18 protein-coding genes are annotated in these 18439 nt (G+C 53.0%); 2 read left to right on the top strand and 16 right to left on the bottom strand.

Annotated features, from left to right (window positions below):
• Positions 1-63: 63 nt before the first annotated feature.
• Together Q9L42_RS11725 and grxC are read left to right on the top strand one after the other, a co-directional pair.
• Positions 64-708, top strand: a complete 645-nt coding sequence (locus Q9L42_RS11725; RefSeq protein ID WP_305908222.1) for a class II aldolase/adducin family protein — start codon at positions 64-66, stop codon at positions 706-708.
• Between the two features lie 36 nt (positions 709-744).
• Complete coding sequence (gene grxC / locus Q9L42_RS11720; protein WP_305908223.1) at positions 745-1002, top strand: glutaredoxin 3; 258 nt, start codon at positions 745-747, stop codon at positions 1000-1002.
• 272 nt (positions 1003-1274) lie between these two features.
• Here grxC and Q9L42_RS11715 read toward each other — a convergent pair whose 3' ends face one another.
• From Q9L42_RS11715 to Q9L42_RS11640, 16 genes are all read right to left on the bottom strand, one after another.
• Positions 1275-1868: a PilZ domain-containing protein gene (locus Q9L42_RS11715; protein WP_305908224.1), complete on the bottom strand. Its 594-nt coding sequence runs from the start codon at positions 1866-1868 to the stop codon at positions 1275-1277.
• 225 nt (positions 1869-2093) lie between these two features.
• Positions 2094-3743 (bottom strand): putative bifunctional diguanylate cyclase/phosphodiesterase, encoded by a 1650-nt coding sequence (locus Q9L42_RS11710; RefSeq protein WP_305908225.1) that lies wholly within the window; start codon positions 3741-3743, stop codon positions 2094-2096.
• An 88-nt stretch (positions 3744-3831) separates the two neighbouring features.
• Positions 3832-5013, bottom strand: a complete 1182-nt coding sequence (locus tag Q9L42_RS11705) for an O-succinylhomoserine sulfhydrylase (protein WP_305908226.1) — start codon at positions 5011-5013, stop codon at positions 3832-3834.
• Between the two features lie 235 nt (positions 5014-5248).
• Complete coding sequence (purF, locus tag Q9L42_RS11700; protein WP_305908227.1) at positions 5249-6757, bottom strand: amidophosphoribosyltransferase; 1509 nt, start codon at positions 6755-6757, stop codon at positions 5249-5251.
• 19 nt (positions 6758-6776) lie between these two features.
• Complete coding sequence (locus Q9L42_RS11695) at positions 6777-7268, bottom strand: CvpA family protein (RefSeq protein WP_305908228.1); 492 nt, start codon at positions 7266-7268, stop codon at positions 6777-6779.
• Between the two features lie 8 nt (positions 7269-7276).
• Entirely contained in the window at positions 7277-7774 is a 498-nt protein-coding gene (locus Q9L42_RS11690; RefSeq protein WP_305908229.1) for an SPOR domain-containing protein, read from the bottom strand.
• A 12-nt stretch (positions 7775-7786) separates the two neighbouring features.
• Entirely contained in the window at positions 7787-9049 is a 1263-nt protein-coding gene (gene folC, locus Q9L42_RS11685; RefSeq protein WP_305908230.1) for a bifunctional tetrahydrofolate synthase/dihydrofolate synthase, read from the bottom strand.
• Between the two features lie 14 nt (positions 9050-9063).
• Positions 9064-10011: an acetyl-CoA carboxylase, carboxyltransferase subunit beta gene (gene accD, locus Q9L42_RS11680; RefSeq protein ID WP_349431114.1), complete on the bottom strand. Its 948-nt coding sequence runs from the start codon at positions 10009-10011 to the stop codon at positions 9064-9066.
• A gap of 16 nt (positions 10012-10027) precedes the next feature.
• Positions 10028-10837: a tryptophan synthase subunit alpha gene (gene trpA / locus Q9L42_RS11675; RefSeq protein WP_305908231.1), complete on the bottom strand. Its 810-nt coding sequence runs from the start codon at positions 10835-10837 to the stop codon at positions 10028-10030.
• Entirely contained in the window at positions 10834-12036 is a 1203-nt protein-coding gene (trpB, locus tag Q9L42_RS11670) for a tryptophan synthase subunit beta (protein WP_305908232.1), read from the bottom strand. The genes trpA and trpB overlap by 4 nt, the downstream gene beginning before the upstream one ends.
• Positions 12037-12038: 2 nt before the next feature.
• Positions 12039-12665 (bottom strand): phosphoribosylanthranilate isomerase, encoded by a 627-nt coding sequence (locus tag Q9L42_RS11665; protein WP_349431113.1) that lies wholly within the window; start codon positions 12663-12665, stop codon positions 12039-12041.
• A gap of 385 nt (positions 12666-13050) precedes the next feature.
• On the bottom strand, positions 13051-13686 hold the full coding sequence (locus tag Q9L42_RS11660) for a DUF2231 domain-containing protein (RefSeq protein WP_305908233.1): 636 nt from the start codon (positions 13684-13686) through the stop codon (positions 13051-13053).
• Positions 13687-14036: 350 nt separating this feature from the next.
• Positions 14037-14840 carry a tRNA pseudouridine(38-40) synthase TruA gene (truA, locus tag Q9L42_RS11655; RefSeq protein ID WP_305908234.1) on the bottom strand — a complete coding sequence of 268 codons (804 nt, stop codon included), beginning with the start codon at positions 14838-14840 and terminating at the stop codon, positions 14037-14039.
• A 1182-nt stretch (positions 14841-16022) separates the two neighbouring features.
• Positions 16023-16511 (bottom strand): L,D-transpeptidase, encoded by a 489-nt coding sequence (locus tag Q9L42_RS11650; protein ID WP_305910216.1) that lies wholly within the window; start codon positions 16509-16511, stop codon positions 16023-16025.
• Complete coding sequence (gene rlmD / locus Q9L42_RS11645; protein WP_305908236.1) at positions 16511-17845, bottom strand: 23S rRNA (uracil(1939)-C(5))-methyltransferase RlmD; 1335 nt, start codon at positions 17843-17845, stop codon at positions 16511-16513. The genes Q9L42_RS11650 and rlmD overlap by 1 nt, the downstream gene beginning before the upstream one ends.
• A gap of 2 nt (positions 17846-17847) precedes the next feature.
• A complete protein-coding gene (locus tag Q9L42_RS11640) occupies positions 17848-18435 on the bottom strand; it encodes a YdbL family protein (protein WP_305908237.1) in 588 nt (195 codons plus the stop codon).
• Between the last annotated feature and the right edge of the window lie 4 nt (positions 18436-18439).

Raw genomic sequence — 18439 nt, 5'->3', positions numbered from 1 at the left:
GCAAAGCTTATAGCAGGCTATTTATCGCCGCTTCCTATCTCCGGTTGCATCACGGTTACTTATATGACTGAACAAGAAGGCGTCATCAAATACCGCCTGCTACACAACGACAAAGCGATATCCCCGACCTTCCCCTTCGCCGACCTGAATGCCTGGCGCCACATCCTTTACCGCTTGGAATTGATTGGCCAGGACCCGCAACGCTATGACGGTTACGGCTTCGGCAACATCAGCCTCAGAACCGCGGGCGAGAAATTTCTCATCAGCGGTACGCAAACGGGGCATCTGCCGATGCTGTCGCCTGATCATTATGCCGTCATAGAACGCGCCGAGCCCGAATTAAACCGCCTGGTTTCATATGGCCGCATCAAACCGTCATCTGAAGCGCTGACGCATGCGATGATTTATGAACAGGACCCGGCTATTGCAGCGGTCATCCATGTGCATTGCCCGGAAATATGGCGGCACACGCACGAAATGGATTTACCCCATACCCGGAAAGAGGTGGCCTACGGCAGCGTAGAAATGGTTGCTGCGGTGAAAAAACTATTTACGAGCGGCCGCTTAAAGCGCTCGTCGATTTTCTCTATGCTAGGCCACGAAGACGGCGTTGTTGCATTCGGCGAAGATTTGGGCCAGGCCGCCTGCCTGCTGATCCGTCAACTGTCCCTAGCACTGACGATTGAACAGCGGCTTAAAAACCGTTAAAATTGCCGGCTATTTTAGAATATATTAATAAACACAATGACAGAAATACTGATTTATACCGCAAACCTTTGTCCATACTGCACGATGGCCAAGAAGTTGTTGGATAAAAAAGGCGCGCGCTATTCGGAAATCAATGTCGACTCTAAACCCGGCCTGCGCCAGGCAATGATGGAAAAGACCCAACGCCGCACGGTGCCACAAATTTTTATCGGGGATTTACATGTCGGAGGATTTGACGAATTATACCGTCTGGAACAGAGCAAGAAACTGGACCCCTTATTGGCCGATTGTTGAACCGCAAACTACGCTGAACAACACGAACCCGTTTTTTTAATCATTGCTGGATTTCGCGACAGGCCATCACAATATTGCTTGAATCGTCAGGGAACGCTCTTCGCGCACCCTGACCTACGGCTTTCCAACGATTCCAGCACCGTAGGTCACGTTTTGCGCTATGACAATTCCGGGCAAAGCAAACGCAGTGGGTTACGTGACAACCATCTGCAACATAGCGCGATTGCCCTGAAGTGAATAGGAAAACATCCGGCAATAGGTTAATGGCCATATTAATCGATGCCCAGATAACGTAAACCGACCGTCAACCGGTCATCACCGCTTTCATTGATCCAGATGATCTTGGCTATCGCCTTGCTGATGCTCTGGCCGGAAATTTTCAACTTGACCACATCCCCGACTTTGATGTCATAGCCTTTTAAATCACCGCTGACAGCCAAGCCGTCCGTGGACATATTGAGACCGAGCGTTTCGACTTTACTATGATCCAGCATCATTAAGCAGGAAAACGGCTTGGTTCTGCGATAGGCCTTGCGTCTTAGCCATAATTTCTGGGCGTTATGTTCGATATCGCCGTACTCCAGGCCCAATTGAATTTTCCCGCCTTGACCGCCTCTGACCCAGACGATGAACGCTTCTCCGCTCAGCTTCAGTTCTTTGACATAGATTTCAACCCGATTATTATCAGGCAACAGCGCCTGGAAATCCTCGAGCTTGGCTAGAAACTCACCGGGACAGACTTCAACCATCAGGCCTTTCAACGAAACATCATAACTCTTAAAATCCAATATTTCGCCGGCGATCGCCAACTGACCGCTGGAAGTTAAGTTTTTTCGGTATTCTTTTCTGTCTTGGAATGTCGCCATGTCCGCACCGTTTATTTGATAGGTATGAGTAAAGATAGCCAAAAACCACGAGCCTACAAATCAATCGCAACACCGGCAGAAGCGCCGCATTCGGCCCGAGAGGGCGAGCTGAGGACATTAACAGCATTAGCGCCCCCCTCTGCAACCTCGACGTGTCACGTAACCGCGCCTGTAGGAGCGCCGCCCTCGGCGCGAAAAGCCGCATTCGGCCAAAGGATAGGCCTCCTACGACGACCTTTGATAAACGGCGGCTTGCCAGGGATTCTCCTGCATCCAGCATTCAAAATCCGCTAATGACATCGGCTGATTGAAAAAGTATCCCTGCACCAAATCGCAACCGTGAGCAGATAATTTATGCATAATCGCCTCGTTTTCGACGCCTTCCGCGGTCACATGCAGGCCCAGATTGTGCGCTAGATTGATCGTCGCATTAACGATGACCTCATCGTTCTCGTTCGTCAAAATTTCGGCGACAAAGGATCGATCAATTTTCAATTCAGCCAATGGCATTTTTTTCAGATAGGCCAGCGACGAGTAACCGGTGCCGTAATCATCAATCGAGAATTGATAACCCATGCCGTTTAAGCGCTTGATGATTTCCAGCGCCCTGTCGGGATCGGTCATGATCGAACTTTCGGTAATTTCGAGCATGACCCATTCCGGCCTGATGCCGGTGGATGCGGCAATCCCCGAGACCAGATCGGGCAGCTCGGGGTCATGCAGATCTCGGGTGGATAAATTGACCGAAATGATCAAGTCTTTGCCTTGCGCATGCCAAAGCGCCGATTGTTTGAACGCTTCCTTCAATACCCAAAGTGTTAACGGCTTGATCATCCGGGTGCGTTCCGCCATGATGATGAATTCATCGGGCGGAATAAAACCATGTCTGGGATGTTGCCAGCGCAACAATGCCTCGGCCCCAAACAGCTGGCCGCTTTGCAGGGAAACCTTGGCCTGATAATACAATTCCAGCTGGCTACTCTCGATTGCCCGGCGCAACTCGCTCATCAAGGTTAGACGGCGAGGACTATGATCATCGAAGGCCGGCTCATAGATGGCATAGCCTTCATTGGATTTAGCCGCCATGAATAATGCCACGCCGGCTTTCTGCACTAGCGTGTCGACATCTTCGCCATGTTCGGGAAAGTTGACGATGCCGATATTGGCATGAACCGGAATATGCAATTGATCGACCATGAAAACCGGTTCCAAAGCCGTTTGAATATACTTGGCCAAGCTCAGCGCATCGCTTTCATCGCAGCCCTCGGACAACAAGACGCTAAAGACATTGCCGTCGATACGGGCTACTTTATCGCTGCCCAACACCACGCCCTGCAAGCGCGTCGCCAGTTGCTTGACCACCAGATCGCAGCTATTGTGGCCCAGAGTATCGTAAATTTCCTTATAGTTGGCGATCTCAACCAACAAAACAGACAACATACGGCTAAGGCTGCTGGCCGAATAAATACTTTGCTCCACGCGATCGTAAAACAGAGCCCGATTGGGCAGATCGGTCAGGATGTCATGGGTGGCGGTATAATTGGCTTGTTTCTCGAGATGCTCCGCCCTGTTTCTCAACGCCTCGGTCTGATCATAAATCAAGGCGCCTGCCTGATAGGCGATCACCGAGCTTGAGTATTGTCCCCAAAAGCCGAAGACAAAAGGAACCGTGTCCAAGACCCACAACACATAGTTCTGTTGCTGGGCCATGATGATGCCGTCGGCCGATACCGTCCCGATATGATAATAGCTGACCAGCATCGTCGCGATGATGATGCTGGCGACGGCGATAAACACGCCCTGATAGGCGGTTTTAGACACCTGACTCTTCAGCAGACGGACGTTGTCATTGAATAACGTATTGGCAAAAACCATAGGCGTAGATCATCTTATCCGGACGCATCGTTAATAAACTGCGATTCTGCAACCGAATTACCCACGCCGTCTACGGCAGGCGGCTATGTTATAAGCCGTTCAGCAAATCTTTCTCGATATCCTCGATATCTTCCAAGCCGACGGAGATACGCACCAGGCTGTCCTTAATGCCTGCCGCGGCTCTCACTTCAGGCGTCAGCCGACCGTGGGTGGTGGTGGCGGGATGGGTAATGGTTGTCTTTACATCTCCAAGATTAGCAGTAATCGACAACATTTGCGTGGAATTAATCAATTTCCACGCCTGTTCCTGCCCGCCTTTCAACTCGAAACTAACCACGCCGCCGAAATGGCGCTGTTGGCGCTTGGCCAGTTCGTGCTGGGCATGGTCGGACAAGCCCGGATAATGCACCTTTTCCACCGCATCCTGTTGCTGCAGCCATTGCGCCAGCGCGTAGGCATTATCGCAATGCGCCTTCATTCTGAGCGCCAGCGTTTCCAGTCCGGCAAGAAAGACCCAGGCGTTGAAAGGGCTCATCGTCGCGCCGCCGGTGCGCAGATAAGGATAGATGTCTTTTTCAATGATGTCATGATTGCCGACCACGGCGCCGCCGACACAGCGCCCCTGCCCATCGATGTATTTGGTGGCCGAATGCACGACCAGATCGGCCCCCAGCGTCAATGGCTGCTGTAAGGCCGGCGTGCAGAATACATTGTCGACGATCAACAAACAATCGTGTCGATGAGCGATATCGGCTAGCGCTTTGATATCGGCGATCTCGATCAACGGATTGGAAGGCGTTTCCAGAAACAAGAACCGGGTATTGGGCTTGATCGCCTGCTCCCAGGCTTCCAAATCGGTCAACTCGACAAAATCGGTTTCCACGCCGAATTTAGCGAAATAGTTTTGAAACATCAAAACCGTGTTGCCGAACACGCTGCGCGAGCACACGACATGATCGCCCGATTTCAACAAACCCATGCCGACCGCCATGATCGCCGCCATCCCGGAAGCGAAAGCCAAACAGCGCTCGCCCTGCTCCATCAAGGCCATGCGCTCCTGAAAAGCATTGACGGTGGGATTGGTAAAGCGGGAGTAGATATTGCCGGGCTGTTTGCCGGTAAACCGCAATGCCGCGTCTTCGGCGCTGTCAAAGACATAACTGGAGGTCGCATAAATCGGTATGCTGTGCTCGTCTTCATGAGTGCGTCTATGGCCCGCCCTGATCGCCTGCGTATCCAATGAATAGTCTTTCCAGTCTTTTTCGGTCATGTCATCCAATCGTTAGTGTGTTGTCGGCAATTAAGCCTTGCATAAATCTGAGTATCGATGTCAGCAATTCCCAGCATGTAGGGTGGATAAGCCTGAAGGGCGCATCCACCCTACGAATGGGGGTGAGTCGTTACAATCTAAGTATCGATGTCAGCAATTCCCATCAGTTTGAGCATTTTAGCGGCATTAAGCACAAAAGGTGCTGCTGGAGTTTACGCATCCGGCAGCGTACGTATCAAGCCGAATTCTGCATTTCGACAATTAAATTTTCGGTGCTGCGTTTGGTTTGGGCATCGTCATTGCGCAACTCCTCGATCCGCTGCAAATAGGCGTCATCGATGTCGCCGGTCACATATTGTTGACTGAAACAGGAGGTATCGAAATGTTTGATATCCTTATTCCCTCTCCTGACCGCGGCGACTAGATCGTCGAGATCCTGATAGATCAACTTATCGGCGCCTATCGCCGCGCAGATTTCTTCTTCGCTGCGATTATGCGCGATCAATTCATGCGCCGCCGGCATATCGATGCCGTAGACATTCGGATAGCGCACCGGTGGCGCCGCGGACGCGAGATAGACCTTCTTGGCGCCGGCATCCCTGGCCATCTGGATAATTTGTTCCGAGGTCGTGCCCCTGACGATGGAATCGTCGACCAGCAATACATTTTTGCCCTCAAATTCCAGCCCGATCGCATTGAGTTTCTGTCTCACCGATTTTTTCCGCATCTGCTGCCCGGGCATGATGAAGGTGCGGCCGATATAACGGTTTTTGATGAATCCCTCGCGGAATTTAACCCCGAGCTTGTTAGCCATCTGCAAGGCCGATGTCCGGCTGGTATCCGGAATCGGAATCACCACGTCGATGTCGTGATCGGGCCACTCCCGCATGATTTTTGCCGCCAGCTTATCCCCCATCCTGAGACGGGCTTTATAGACGGAAATGTCGTCGATGATCGAGTCGGGACGGGCAAAGTAAACATATTCGAAAATACAGGGGCAATGGTCTACCTGCACGGCACATTGTTTGCTGTGCAACTTGCCGTTCGCTTCGATAAAAATCGCCTCGCCCGGTTCGATATCGCGTATCATCTCGAAATCCAACACGTCGAGGGCGACGCTTTCCGAGGCAATCATCAAATCGGTGCCGCCTTCGGTTTTACGTTCGCCAAACACCACCGGACGAATGCCGTTAGGGTCTCTAAACGCCAGAATGCCGAATCCGGCAATCATGATGACGACGGCGTAAGCGCCACGGCAACGTTTATGCACCTGCGACACCGCGGCGAACACGTCATCGGGGGTAATCCGCAGTTTGCGCAATTCCTGTAATTCGTGGGCAAAAACATTCAATAAAATCTCGGAATCCGAGTCGGTATTGATATGACGTTGATCCTCGACATACAGCTCTTTTTTCAGCTGCTCGGTATTGGTCAAATTGCCGTTGTGCGCCAACGCCAATCCGAACGGCGAGTTGACGTAAAAAGGCTGAGCCTCGGCGGAACTGGTGCATCCCGCAGTCGGATATCTGACATGGGCGATGCCCATATTGCCACGCAACTTCATCATTTGGCTGGTGGAAAAAACATCGCGGGTCAATCCATTGTCCTTACGCAAACAAAAACGACTCCCTTCGCAAGTCATAATACCGGCAGCATCCTGCCCCCGATGCTGCAACACGGTCAGGGCGTCGTACAAGTCCTGGTTAACATTTTGATGAGAAACAATCGCGGCGATACCACACATAAAACAAACCTAAAAGATATTAACGATAATTTATATAAGCCGCCATGCCTGACGGGACATGATCTCGCAACCAGACGGCCAGAGTTTGAAAGGGCGGGATCAAACTCGATTCCTTCCACCACGAATCTTCCGGTAATGGCGTCAACCCCGCCAGCATGATCACCAGCGCAACGACAACCATGCCTCTGACCACACCGAATATCATCCCTGCAAAACGATCCGAGCCAGTCAGCCCGGTTTTTTCTATTAATTCACCCAATAGATAACTGATTAAACTACCCAAGATCAGCGTCATAAAAAACAAGACGGCAAATGCCACGGCAATACGGGCGGAAGGATAGCTGATCAGCCCTTCCAGAAAGACGGCGAATTCCCGGCTGAAATTGAGCCCTACCCAAATCGCCGCCATCCATAACAACAAAGAAAACGCTTCCTTGATAAAGCCGCGAAACAAGCCGATCACCGACGAGATAACAACCAGGGCCAGTATGGCGTAATCAATCCAGATCATGGCGCACCTCAGTCTTCGTCCTGGATGACAAAGCTATTCAGGTCATTTTGTTGCTTCAATTTAACTTTGATCGCTTCCGCCCGATCTCTATTCATTTCCGGACCGACCTTGACCTTGTACATCTCGCCCTGATCGCCTTTCACCTTGCTGACCGATGCGGCATAACCTTGTCGCCTCAACTGGTCGCGCAGGCTCAGCGCATTTTCTTGTTGGCTGAACAGCCCCACTTGCAAATACCAGCGATGCAATGCAGATGCTTGGTCGGAAGCCGCGGTCACCGTTTTCATGGGACGCTTAAGCGGCAGCTCGATCACATCGTCGCTGTTTTGCGGAACGCGGACGGCTTGGCTGCTTTGCAACCGCTCCGGCAATTCAGGAATTTTCAATTCGTTAATTTTCTTTCCCGTTTCATCGACCGGATCGTCAAACAGCATCGGTATGAAAATTGCGGCCAAGGCCGTAATCACGACGGCGCCGACCAAACGTTGTTTTAATTCCTGATCCATTTTTCACCTCACTTAACAGCTTGCTAAATATTCGGACACCAGAAAAAAGGAACCGAATACTAAGATTAGCTCATCTTGTTTCGCCTGTTGTTGCGCGGCGCTAAATGCCTCGCTAAAGTTGGCGAACCCTCCCGTCACATGATCGACCTGATTGTCATTAAAGCATTGCTTGACCATGGCTTCGCTGGCCGCACGGGGGTTGGACAAGGGCGCCAGATACCAAGCGCTGATGACGGGACTGATGATCTTGATTACGCCGCTAATGTCCTTATCCTGCATCATCGCGAAAACCGCATGAATTTTAACTCCGGCGTAGTGTTGTTGCAGATATTCCAACAAGGTTCTGACGGCTTGCGGATTGTGGCCGACATCGAGCAGCACCGGTATATCGCTGTCGATCAGCTGAAAGCGACCGCTCAATTTGACCTCGGTCAGCCCTTGACGCATCGCTTGTTCACTGACCGGCAACCTCTCCGCCAAAGTGCTGATTGCGGTCAGCACCGAAGCAGCGTTACGAAATTGATGCTCTCCCTGCAGCGCCGGCAACGGTAATTGAGTCAGCAAACGATCGGCGTAACGCCATTCCCAGCCGCCGTCTGTCTTCCGATAACCGAAATCGTCGCCTATGCGCAGCAACGGCGTGTGCTTTTGCCGCGCCACCGCAAGCAATGATTGAGGCGGATCGGTATCGCCGATGACGGCCGGCACGCCACTGCGGAAAATACCGGCTTTTTCCTGACCGATCGCTTCCCGGGTTTCGCCCAGCCAGTCGACATGATCGATGCAGATGCTGGTGACGATGGCGGCGTCGGCATCGATGATATTAACCGCATCGAGACGTCCGCCCAGGCCCACTTCCAGCAGCTGAACATCGACCTTGGAGCGCCAAAACAAATCCAGCGCCGCCAAGGTTCCGAATTCAAAATAACTGAGCGTGGCCTCGCCTCGCGCCGCATCGATGCGTTCAAATGCGGAACAAATCAAGTCATCGGCAACCGGCTGGCCATCGATTTTGATGCGTTCGTTATATTTTAGGATATGCGGAGAGGTATAGGCCCCCACCTTATAGCCTTGCGCCCGATAGATGGCTTCCAGAAAGGCGATGCAGGAGCCCTTGCCATTCGTGCCGGCAACGGTGATGGTCGGCGGCTTAACGTTGTCCGGATTGAGCTGTTGATAAACACCGGCGGCTCTATCCAAGCCCATGTCGATGACCCGGGGATGAAGGCCTTCCTGCCACCTCAACCATCCCTGCAGCGAATCAAAACGCGCCATGTATGAAGACCGGCCTATTCCTGGTGATCGGAAGTGTCCGTATCGGCGACTTCAACGACGACTTCCGACTGCTGTTCCTCGTCGGCGCTTGCTTGCGCATCCGAAAACTCGGGTCGGTAAAGAATCGACAGAATGCTGGCGATTCGATCGCGCATTTCGCGACGATCGATAATCATGTCGATCGCGCCATGTTCCTGAAGAAATTCGCTGCGCTGGAAGCCTTCCGGTAATTTCTCTCTGACCGTCTGTTCGATGACGCGAGGGCCGGCAAAACCGATCAAGGCATTCGGTTCGGCGACGTTGATGTCGCCCAACATCGCCAGACTGGCGGAGACGCCGCCCATAGTCGGGTCGGTCATGAAAGAAATATAGGGGATGCCCGCTTCGGCCAGCCTGGTTAACGCGGCGCTGGTCTTAGTCATTTGAAACAAGGAAAACAACGATTCCTGCATTCTGGCGCCGCCGCTGGCGGTGAAGACGATGAAGGGTACGCCCAATCTCAGGCTTTCATTGACGCCGCGGACAAAACGTTCGCCGACCACGGATCCCATCGATCCGCCCATGAAGCCGAAATCGAAGGCGGCGGCGACGATGCCCCGACCTTTCAACGTCCCTTTCATGACCACCAGCGCATCATTTTCGTTGCTTTTCTTCTGCGCCTGGGACAGGCGATCCTTGTATTTCTTGCTGTCCTTGAATCTTAGCGGATCGCTAGGCTTCAAGCCGGCGCCGATTTCTTCCCAACCTTCTTCGTCCAGAAACATATGCAAACGCTTCCGGGCGGAAATGCGCATGTGGTATTCACATTTCGGACACACATTAAAATTCTTTTCCAGTTCGGCATTGTAAAGGATGGCGTCGCAACTGGGGCACTTGTTCCACAAACCTTCCGGAACCGAGGCCCTTTTATTCGACGCTTCTGTTCTGATCGTGGAAGGGACTAATTTTTCAAACCAACTCATCGATGTTTGCTCCGATTTAGTCTTCACTGTCCATGGCATGACGCATGGACTTTAATAGTTCTATAATATCTTTTTTTGCCTGTTCGGGATCATCCAGACTGGCTTCAATCATGGAAATCAGGGCGCTGCCGACCACGACGCCATCGGCGATCGCGGACACGGTTTTCGCCGTCTTCGCATCCTTGACGCCAAAGCCGACGCCGATCGGCAACCGGGTGTTCTGCTTGATCATCGTCAGCTTCTGGGCGACATCGGCCGTGTCCAGATGACCGGCGCCGGTGACGCCTTTCAAAGATACATAATAGATGTAGCCGCTGCCGACCTCATCCATCTTCTGCACCCGTTCGGCCGTACTATTGGGCGCCAACAGAAAGATCTGGTCGATTTCCCGCTGCCGCAATAAGGCGACGCAATCATGCGCCTCTTCCGGCGGCAAGTCCACCGTTAAAACGCCGTCGACGCCGGCGTTTTGCACCGCGTCGGCAAACTGTTCATAACCCATTATTTCAATCGGGTTCAGATAGCCCATCAACACCAACGGCGTTTGCTGATCAGTTTTCCTGAACTCAGCCACCAGGCTCAAAACTCTTCTTAAGCCGACATGGTGGGCCAATGCCCTTTCGCTGGCCCGTTGTATCACCGGACCATCGGCCATCGGATCGGAAAACGGCACGCCCACTTCAATGACATCGGCGCCGGCCTCCACCATCGCATGCAGCATCGGCACGGTAAATTCGGGATTAGGATCGCCGGCGGTGATAAAAGGGATCAGAGCCTTACGTCCATCCTGTTTGAGTTGTTCAAAACGGTTCTTTAAGCGACTCATACGTTAATTCCCTCCCGTTGCGCAATGGTATGCATATCTTTATCGCCCCGTCCCGATAGATTGACTATCATGATTTGTTCCTTGCTCATCGTCGGCGCCAGTTTCATCGCATAGGCCATCGCATGGCTGGATTCCAGCGCCGGAATAATACCTTCCATGCGGGTCAAGGCATGAAAGCCCTGCAAGGCTTCATCGTCTGTGATGTTGACATATTCCGCCCTGCCGCTGTCTTTCAGCCAGGCATGCTCGGGACCGACGCCCGGATAGTCCAGACCCGCCGAAATGGAATGGGTTTCGATGATTTCACCGTCGTCATCGGCCATTAAATAGGTCCGGTTGCCATGCAAGACGCCCGACCTGCCGGCGCATAATGGCGCCGAATGACGTCCGGTTGCTATGCCGTCGCCGGCCGCTTCGACACCGTACATTTTAACCGACGCATCGTCGATAAAAGGATAAAACAAGCCGATCGCGTTGGAGCCGCCGCCGACGCAAGCCACCAAGGCATCGGGCAGCTTGCCGGTCATTTCCAGGCATTGTTCCTTCGCTTCGCGCCCGATGATCGCCTGAAAGTCCCTGACCATGGCAGGATAAGGATGAGGACCGGCGACGGTGCCGATAATATAAAAAGTATTGTCGATATTGGTTACCCAGTCGCGCAACGCTTCATTCAAGGCGTCTTTCAACGTTCTGGACCCGGATTCCACCGGCACCACGGTGGCGCCTAGCAGCTTCATCCGATAAACATTAAGCGCTTGCCGCTCAACATCGACGGCCCCCATATAGATGACGCATTCCAGCCCCAATCGAGCGGCGACCGTCGCGGTGGCGACGCCGTGTTGTCCGGCGCCGGTTTCGGCGATAATGCGGGTTTTGCCCATACGTTTGGCCAATAGGGCCTGACCGACGGTATTGTTGACCTTATGGGCGCCGGTGTGATTGAGGTCTTCACGTTTTAAATAAATTTGCGCGCCGCCAAGTTCCCTGCTCCAGCGTTCGGCATGGTAAAGCGGCGACGGCCGCCCCACATAATGCTTCAAATCGGCATCCAGCTCGGCTATGAATTCAGGGTCTTTCAGATACTTCTGATAAGCCTCATTCAACTCGGTTATGGCCGGCATTAATGTTTCCGCCACAAAAATACCGCCATAAGGGCCAAAGTGCCCTTTTTCATCCGGCATATTGTATTTATCAGTCATGGTTATTCTTCTATCGCTTCATTGGTTTTTTGTATGAATGCAGCCATTTTCGCCGCGTCCTTAATGCCTTTATCGGTTTCCACGCCGCTGCTCACATCCAGCGCATAAGGTTTGACCACGCGCACCGCTTGCCCGGCATTTTCCGGCGCCAAGCCGCCCGCCAGCACGATCGGCAAGGCGCAATCTTTAGGGATCAACCCCCAATCGAAATTGCTGCCGCTCCCCCCCTTGATTCCAGGATGGTAAGCATCCAACAATAATGCGGAGGCGTCATGATAGCGATCCGCAATTGCCGCCACATCGATACCCTGTTGCATACGCACCGCCTTCATATAGGGTTTACCATAAATTCGGCATTGTTCCGGACTTTCGTCGCCGTGAAACTGCAGACACTCCACCGGTAAATTCGCCAAGACCCGCCTGATCTGCTTTTCGCTGGCGTCGACGAACAAGGCCACCACTGACACGAAAGCCGGCAGAGCCCGTACGATTTCGGTCGCCGTCGTCAGGCTGACATGACGAGGACTGGGGGGATAAAACACTAGCCCGATTGCATCCACCCCTAACTTCGATGCATAAACGGCGTCTTCGACCCGAGTAAAACCGCAAATTTTAACGCGTGTCCGCATAAAATGTCTCAACAAAACAAGCCCACTAGGATAACATATTTAAGCTAAGCTCGGTTTAAGAAATAGATCTATCCCAGCAATTCCCATGTCATCAGTTTGAGCGTTTTTGCTGTGTTTAGGGCATGGGGTGAGTTTGGCGAGTTTGATACTGACAAGGGAATGAAAAATGCAAGCATGCGTTGGTGATACTCATGAGTAGACAGGCCCAGCTGGTTTTTGTTCATGGCGGCAGCATTTAATCCGGATATTTCATTCCCTTTGTGAAATATCCGGATCAATGTTTAAGTAGCGAAATCCGGGAAGCGCATGACTCCAGACCCTGAATTGCGCTTTCCTACCCCTCAAACCAGCAGATTGACGAGAAGTCGCCTCGGTAAAAGATGAGTTAATGGGAGTGTTGATGCTGCTGAAAATAATCCAACATCGACGGTTCGCTGGTTTCCACGGCGACGCCGTATTTGTATACCATCAGGCCGCCTAAATCGGCGGTCAACACGACCAGCCCCCCTAATACGGCGACCAGGAGCAAATAGAGCACATTCGCCCCGCCTTGGATCACCCCTCGACTCAGCAAACGCCAAAGCGACAGCAACGAAGCCAACAGCAAGATGGAGATCCCCATATACTGATGCCGCTCCATGATGGCATGAACATTATCGCCATGAGAGACCGATGCGGCGGCCGCCAACCCGGCCGCGACGGTCAAGGCGGCGGTCAACGTGCCCAGATAAAGAAACCAGCCCGCGGCCTGACGCCAGCTTGCCTTACCGGCAAGGCTGCCGGCAAAATCAACCAGAATAAAAGCACTCAAAAATGCGATGGGAAAATGCACCAACAGCGGGTGTATATTTTCCATGGCCGCGATGCCGGGCATGATCGAGCTAAAAATCTCCCCCGGCGACTGGGTCGTTAATGTTTCCAGAAACGCCAGCAACTGTTGAACGGCGCCGGCAACGCCTCCCCCATGCCCTCCTTGCCCACCATGGATGGCAAAGGAAAGATAATTATTAACATTAAACATGATTGGTAAATTTTATAATTTAATCAGCCGCCAATATTAACACCAGTCCATGTCCGACTAAAGCGGCAAATTTTATGGCAGCAATTCCCACTTTGGCGTTCAAAAAGGGCATGGGGTGTGTTTGGCGAGGATGTCGGCAGCAAGGATGCTGCCGTCAAGCCCCCAGGGATGGGTTTACCCAGCACCTAAATTCCATGACTACTGGACTATATTTTACATTCCAGGATAATTTAGGTGCTGGGTGAACGGCGCTCCTCGACAGACACACCTCATGCCCTAAACCCCGCAAAATACTCAAATTGGGAATTGCTGATTTTATGGAATGGGAGACACATCCCGTCCCGCCGGCCTTAATCGAACCGCTTGGCGTCTTTCGGCAACCGCTTGAATATCGGATGATAGACCAGACCATAGCGCTCCGGATAATAAACGCCGCCCAGATACAAGCCATGCGGCGACGCAGTCACTCCACCCTGCTCTCTATCCTTGACCTTAAGCAAGTGCTCGGTCCAATCCGGCGATCGCCGTCCCCGGCCGATATCCATCAAGACGCCGGCAATATTTCTCACCATGTGATGAACAAAGGCGTTGGCCGATAGATCGATGATCACCCGGTCTCCATCGCGGTAAACATCGATGAAATACATCAAGCGCCTAGGACTCTTGGACTGACAGCCGTGGGCCCGGAATGAAGAAAAGTCGTGCTCGCCGATCAGAACCTGAGCGGCCTGATGCATTTTTTCCGCATCCAGCGCCTCATAACACCAGGTGACCTGGTTGCGCGCCAGCGCCGACTTCACCGGGCGATTGAAAAAGACGTAGCGATAAAAGCGGGCGATGGCGCTATAGCGGGCATGAAAATCGGCGATCGCCGGCTTGGCCCAGAGAATCCTGACATCACCGGGCAATTGACTGTTGCCCCCCATCACCCAGGCGCGCATATCGCGTTCGGCTTCGCAGTCGAAATGCACCACTTGCTCCAAGGCATGCACGCCGGCGTCGGTACGCCCGGCGCAGAGCACCGTCACCGGTTGGTCGGCGACTTTGCTCAAGCCGGCCTGCAGCTCTCCCTGCACGCTGCGCTTCCCGTCCTGCCATTGCCAGCCATGGAACTGGCTGCCGTCATATTCTATACCTAATACGATTCTGGGCATTTGCTAAAATCAACCTTAATAAACAAAATGGGGTAACTATTCAGTATCTTTCAGGGTTTAGGGAGTAGACCATTGATTTCTCGGGTGATTTCTCGGGACGCGTTAACCCAGCACCTAAATTCCATGACTACTGGACTATATTTTACATTCCAGGATAATTTAGGTGCTGGGTGAACGGCGCTCCTCGACAGACACACCCCATGCCCTAAACCCTGCAAAAATACTTAAACTGGGAATTGCTGCCGAACCTCCACCGCCAGGGCTCCCTCATTAAAAAATACCTTCTGGGCGGGGCGGGTTATTTAACCCGCCCCGAACGTTTAACTTACTCTAGTCACGGTTGAATCGTTCAGGACCTCGTTGACCTGCATTTCGCATAGCGATGCGGACTACTTGCTTTACGCGCCGAGGGCGGCGCTCCTACGCAAAGCACCGTCTTGCCTTCGGATGTGTCGAACAGCGTGAAGGCATCGAAACAAGGTGCGCTTCCTATCGTCAGCACACCCTACCCGCACCGGTAGGGCGGATCAAGCGCAGCGGATCCGCCAACGTAGGGCGGCTTCGCGAAGCAAGCCGCCAAAAACCGCCGCCGGAGGCAAAATTGGTCATTGTGGTATCCAGGCGCATTGCCTGGCGGCGAATCACCCTACGGTTGCACGCCAATGTAGCCTTGCCTTCGGATGCGTCGAACAGCGTGAAGCGCATCGTAACAAGGTGCGCTTCCTATCGTCAGCACACCCTACCCGCACCGGTAGGGCGGATCAAGCGCAGCGGATCCGCCAACGTAGGGCGGCTTCGCGAAGCAAGCCGCCAAAAACCGCCGCCGGAGGCAAAATTGGTCATTGTGGTATCCAGGCGCATTGCCTGGCGGCGAATCACCCTACGGTCGCGATGCCTTTCGTAGGATGTGCTGAACAACGTGAAGCGCATCAAAAACCGGTGCGCTTCCTATCATCAGCACAACCACATCCGTGAGATGGATCACGCACAGCGGATCCCCCTGGCGTATTTGTTGTTAAATTCTGTTTTGCCACTCATTCATTTAATGAGGTAACCCCGAAACCTCCACAAAGCCTACTGTTTCGGGAAGTTATTTTGTGCATATTCCTCTGATAAAATACGCTGAATAATTACTATCCAAACAGTATAACGATTCAGCAACAGAACCTATGTTTCTGCCGCCTATCGATGAATGAAAACCGGACAGCCGGCCGCAACCCGTTCGAACAACTCGATCACATCGGTATTCTTCATCCGGATACAGCCGTGCGATTCAGGCCGCCCCTGCAACAAATGATCCGGACAACCGTGGATATAAATATAACGCCAGCCGCTATCGACCCGGCCGTAGCGGTTTTTCCCCGGCTCCATGCCGTTCAGCCATAAAATCCGGCTCAGTATCCAGTCACGGCGAGGATATTGCCGGGCCAACTCGGCGCTGTAGACTTCCCCGGTCGGTCTTCTGCCGACAAAGACACTATTGATCGGCTGACCCGCGCCGATTTTGGCGCGGATCCTATGCCAGCCGGTAGGCGTACATTCACTCCCCATTCGCTCCCCCGGGCCGTTTTTTGCGGTGGAAACCGGGTAAGTCTTGACGATACCCCCATCCTGCCAGACCACCAACTGCTGATCGGCGATGAAAACCTCCAGATAACGATCGGCCCGCATCATCGCTCGAACAACGCAATCGATTCCACGTGTGCGGTCTGCGGAAACATATCCATAACCCCGGCCTTGATCAGCTTATAATCGAGTTCATTGACCAGAATGCCGGCATCCCTGGCCAAGGTCGACGGATTACAGGATACATAGACGATACGTTCCGGCCGCCAGTGCTTGAAATTATGCAAGACCTCCGAGGCGCCGGCCCGGGAAGGATCGAGCAACACCTTGTTGAATCGTTGACGACTCCATTCTTGCTCACTGACATCTTTGCTCAAATCGGCAACATAGAAATCGACATTGTCCAATCGATTCAAACGGGCATTTTCTCGGGCATGCTTGACCAGCGGCAGATCGGCTTCGACACCGACCACATGTCCTGCCCGGGTCGCCATCGGTAAGGTGAAATTGCCGAGGCCGCAGAACAGGTCCAGCACATTGTCGTTTTCGTTCAGTTCCAAGGCCTCGATGGCTCGATTCACCATTTTACGATTGATATCGTAATTGACCTGGGTGAACATCGCCGGACGAAACTTGAACGCCACCTGTTGATCCGGCAAGCGATAGCCGGGCGTCACCTCCGCGTCTCCCGGTATCGGCATGATCGTATCCGGCCCTTTAAGTTGGAGACAGATGCTGATGCCGTGCTCCTTACCGAAGTCACTCATGATTTGCCTGTCTTCCGCGGTCGGCGCCTCCAGCACCCGGAATGCCAGCACGCACGCCTGCTCACCGATCGCAACTTCTATCTGGGGAATTTTGTCCTTGATAGTCAGTTTTCCGATCATCGCCGACAAGTCCATCAGCTTTTCGCCGACGATCGGATGCATGACCTTGCAGCTTTCGATTTCGGCCAGAAACGGATTGCGGCGTTCGCGAAAACCGACCAATACCCGGCCTTTTTTCGCCACATATTTAACCCCCATGCGGGCTTTGCTTCGGTATCCCCAATGCGGGCCGGTCAACGGCTCCCAGATCTTGGGAATTTCCACCTTGCCGATACGTCGAAATTGTTCCTGCAGCAAATCCTCCTTGAAGTGAATCTGTTCGGCGTCATCGACATGCTGAAAGCTGCAGCCGCCACAGACGCCGAAATGCGGGCAGGCCGGTTCAACACGATGCTCCGAGCGAGTCAATAATGTGGCCACCTTGCCCTCGGCATAATCGCGGCGATTGTCGGTGTAGATGAATTCCAATTCTTCGCCGGGTAAGGCTTCATCGATGAAGACCACTTTGCCGTCCACATGCGCGACGCCGCGTCCGTCATGCGATAAGGATTCGATGGTGACTTTAACCGGGTTTTCCGGTAATTTCTTCTTTCTGACTCTTCTTCTCGCCATGCTTATTTCTGTTTATAACTGCCGTTTGAGGTTTGATACCACCAACCCGAATGAGCATTGCTGATCCACCTGGCGGCAAAGGTTTCTTTGATTTGCGCGAACCATTCCGGATGCCCGTTGGCATTAGCAATGGCCTGATACAATTTATTGCGGTCGGCGTTTTCCGCTGCGACCAGTTTGTTGACCCGATTACGTTCTCTCAGCGGCACGCTGCCTCTGACCGTCAACATGCCGTCGGCGCCGATAGCGATATAGCCGGCGTCATAGAAAGGCTTCAAATCGGCGAAGCGACTCTGCATCGAGGCGCGAATTCTGCGAATTTCCGCGCTGTCGACGGACAGATTCGCCGCGGCATGCGCCGGTGTAATCAACACATCGAGCAGCTCATCGACGCGCCGATAGAAACTGATCCGCCAACCGGGCAAACGCGATTGCGGTTCGACCGATTGCGCGGCATCGGCACCGGGCGCCTGCTGTATATCCTGGATAATCTCGTCCGCCACCTTCTCGGCCGCCGCGGCCGGAAAATAAATATTGATCGTGACGCATGCCGTTAAAAACAACGCCCCTATAAATGTCATCTGTTTCATCATG

It is taken from the genome of Methylomarinum sp. Ch1-1, assembly GCF_030717995.2.
GTDB classification, from domain to species: Bacteria; Pseudomonadota; Gammaproteobacteria; order Methylococcales; family Methylomonadaceae; genus Methylomarinum; species Methylomarinum roseum.
Note: the sequence above shows the minus strand (reverse complement) of the source record. Positions and strands in the feature narration are given on the sequence as shown.

What these genes read in the sequence shown, in the direction of transcription:
- folC (WP_305908230.1), bottom strand. Translation starts at nt 9,049, where the DNA reads ATGGCGCGTTTTGATTCGCTGCAGGGATGGTTGAGGTGGCAGGAAGGC.
- Q9L42_RS11650 (WP_305910216.1), bottom strand. Translation starts at nt 16,511, where the DNA reads ATGCGGGCCGATCGTTATCTGGAGGTTTTCATCGCCGATCAGCAGTTG.
- Q9L42_RS11710 (WP_305908225.1), bottom strand. Translation starts at nt 3,743, where the DNA reads ATGGTTTTTGCCAATACGTTATTCAATGACAACGTCCGTCTGCTGAAG.
- rlmD (WP_305908236.1), bottom strand. Translation starts at nt 17,845, where the DNA reads ATGGCGAGAAGAAGAGTCAGAAAGAAGAAATTACCGGAAAACCCGGTT.
- accD (WP_349431114.1), bottom strand. Translation starts at nt 10,011, where the DNA reads ATGAGTTGGTTTGAAAAATTAGTCCCTTCCACGATCAGAACAGAAGCG.
- truA (WP_305908234.1), bottom strand. Translation starts at nt 14,840, where the DNA reads ATGCCCAGAATCGTATTAGGTATAGAATATGACGGCAGCCAGTTCCAT.
- Q9L42_RS11695 (WP_305908228.1), bottom strand. Translation starts at nt 7,268, where the DNA reads ATGATCTGGATTGATTACGCCATACTGGCCCTGGTTGTTATCTCGTCG.
- purF (WP_305908227.1), bottom strand. Translation starts at nt 6,757, where the DNA reads ATGTGTGGTATCGCCGCGATTGTTTCTCATCAAAATGTTAACCAGGAC.
- Q9L42_RS11715 (WP_305908224.1), bottom strand. Translation starts at nt 1,868, where the DNA reads ATGGCGACATTCCAAGACAGAAAAGAATACCGAAAAAACTTAACTTCC.
- Q9L42_RS11665 (WP_349431113.1), bottom strand. Translation starts at nt 12,665, where the DNA reads ATGCGGACACGCGTTAAAATTTGCGGTTTTACTCGGGTCGAAGACGCC.
- trpB (WP_305908232.1), bottom strand. Translation starts at nt 12,036, where the DNA reads ATGACTGATAAATACAATATGCCGGATGAAAAAGGGCACTTTGGCCCT.
- grxC (WP_305908223.1), top strand. Translation starts at nt 745, where the DNA reads ATGACAGAAATACTGATTTATACCGCAAACCTTTGTCCATACTGCACG.
- Q9L42_RS11705 (WP_305908226.1), bottom strand. Translation starts at nt 5,013, where the DNA reads ATGACCGAAAAAGACTGGAAAGACTATTCATTGGATACGCAGGCGATC.
- Q9L42_RS11725 (WP_305908222.1), top strand. Translation starts at nt 64, where the DNA reads ATGACTGAACAAGAAGGCGTCATCAAATACCGCCTGCTACACAACGAC.
- Q9L42_RS11640 (WP_305908237.1), bottom strand. Translation starts at nt 18,435, where the DNA reads ATGAAACAGATGACATTTATAGGGGCGTTGTTTTTAACGGCATGCGTC.
- trpA (WP_305908231.1), bottom strand. Translation starts at nt 10,837, where the DNA reads ATGAGTCGCTTAAAGAACCGTTTTGAACAACTCAAACAGGATGGACGT.
- Q9L42_RS11660 (WP_305908233.1), bottom strand. Translation starts at nt 13,686, where the DNA reads ATGTTTAATGTTAATAATTATCTTTCCTTTGCCATCCATGGTGGGCAA.
- Q9L42_RS11690 (WP_305908229.1), bottom strand. Translation starts at nt 7,774, where the DNA reads ATGGATCAGGAATTAAAACAACGTTTGGTCGGCGCCGTCGTGATTACG.